Below are 1,552 nucleotides of genomic sequence, written 5' to 3'. Positions count from 1 at the left end.
TTTTTTACGGAGAGTTTGATCCTGGCTCAGGACGAACGCTGGCGGCGTGCTTAACACATGCAAGTCGAACGATGAAGCCCAGCTTGCTGGGTGGATTAGTGGCGAACGGGTGAGTAACACGTGAGTAACCTGCCCTTGACTCTGGGATAAGCGCTGGAAACGGCGTCTAATACCGGATACGACCTGCCCCGGCATCGGGTGCGGGTGGAAAGTTTTTCGGTCAAGGATGGACTCGCGGCCTATCAGGTAGTTGGTGAGGTAATGGCTCACCAAGCCGACGACGGGTAGCCGGCCTGAGAGGGTGACCGGCCACACTGGGACTGAGACACGGCCCAGACTCCTACGGGAGGCAGCAGTGGGGAATATTGCACAATGGGCGAAAGCCTGATGCAGCAACGCCGCGTGGGGGATGACGGCCTTCGGGTTGTAAACCTCTTTTAGTAGGGAAGAAGGGCTTCGGCTTGACGGTACCTGCAGAAAAAGCACCGGCTAACTACGTGCCAGCAGCCGCGGTAATACGTAGGGTGCAAGCGTTGTCCGGAATTATTGGGCGTAAAGAGCTCGTAGGCGGTTTGTCGCGTCTGCTGTGAAAACCCGAGGCTCAACCTCGGGCCTGCAGTGGGTACGGGCAGACTAGAGTGCGGTAGGGGAGAATGGAATTCCTGGTGTAGCGGTGGAATGCGCAGATATCAGGAGGAACACCGATGGCGAAGGCAGTTCTCTGGGCCGTTACTGACGCTGAGGAGCGAAAGCGTGGGGAGCGAACAGGATTAGATACCCTGGTAGTCCACGCCGTAAACGTTGGGAACTAGATGTGGGGACCTTTCCACGGTCTCCGTGTCGCAGCTAACGCATTAAGTTCCCCGCCTGGGGAGTACGGCCGCAAGGCTAAAACTCAAAGGAATTGACGGGGGCCCGCACAAGCGGCGGAGCATGCGGATTAATTCGATGCAACGCGAAGAACCTTACCAAGGCTTGACATATACCGGAAACTTCCAGAAATGGTTGCCCCGCAAGGTCGGTATACAGGTGGTGCATGGTTGTCGTCAGCTCGTGTCGTGAGATGTTGGGTTAAGTCCCGCAACGAGCGCAACCCTCGTTCTATGTTGCCAGCACGTCATGGTGGGAACTCATAGGAGACTGCCGGGGTCAACTCGGAGGAAGGTGGGGATGACGTCAAATCATCATGCCCCTTATGTCTTGGGCTTCACGCATGCTACAATGGCCGGTACAAAGGGCTGCGATACCGTAAGGTGGAGCGAATCCCAAAAAGCCGGTCTCAGTTCGGATTGAGGTCTGCAACTCGACCTCATGAAGTCGGAGTCGCTAGTAATCGCAGATCAGCAACGCTGCGGTGAATACGTTCCCGGGCCTTGTACACACCGCCCGTCAAGTCATGAAAGTCGGTAACACCCGAAGCCAGTGGCCTAACCGCAAGGAGGGAGCTGTCGAAGGTGGGATCGGTGATTAGGACTAAGTCGTAACAAGGTAGCCGTACCGGAAGGTGCGGCTGGATCACCTCCTTTCTAAGGAGCATCTGGACACCATGCGT

Annotated in this window: 1 rRNA gene; it reads left to right on the top strand. The window is 56.4% G+C overall.

The annotated features are described in order from the left end of the window. Positions 1–3: 3 nt before the first annotated feature. Positions 4–1,526 (top strand): 16S ribosomal RNA (locus EDF35_RS00575). The last annotated feature ends 26 nt before the right edge of the window (positions 1,527–1,552 follow it).

This window comes from Rathayibacter sp. PhB151 (genome assembly GCF_004366415.1).
Taxonomy (GTDB): Bacteria; Actinomycetota; Actinomycetes; order Actinomycetales; family Microbacteriaceae; genus Rathayibacter; species Rathayibacter festucae.
The sequence above is the reverse complement of the archived record's forward strand: the minus strand, read 5'-3'. Positions and strand labels throughout refer to the sequence as shown.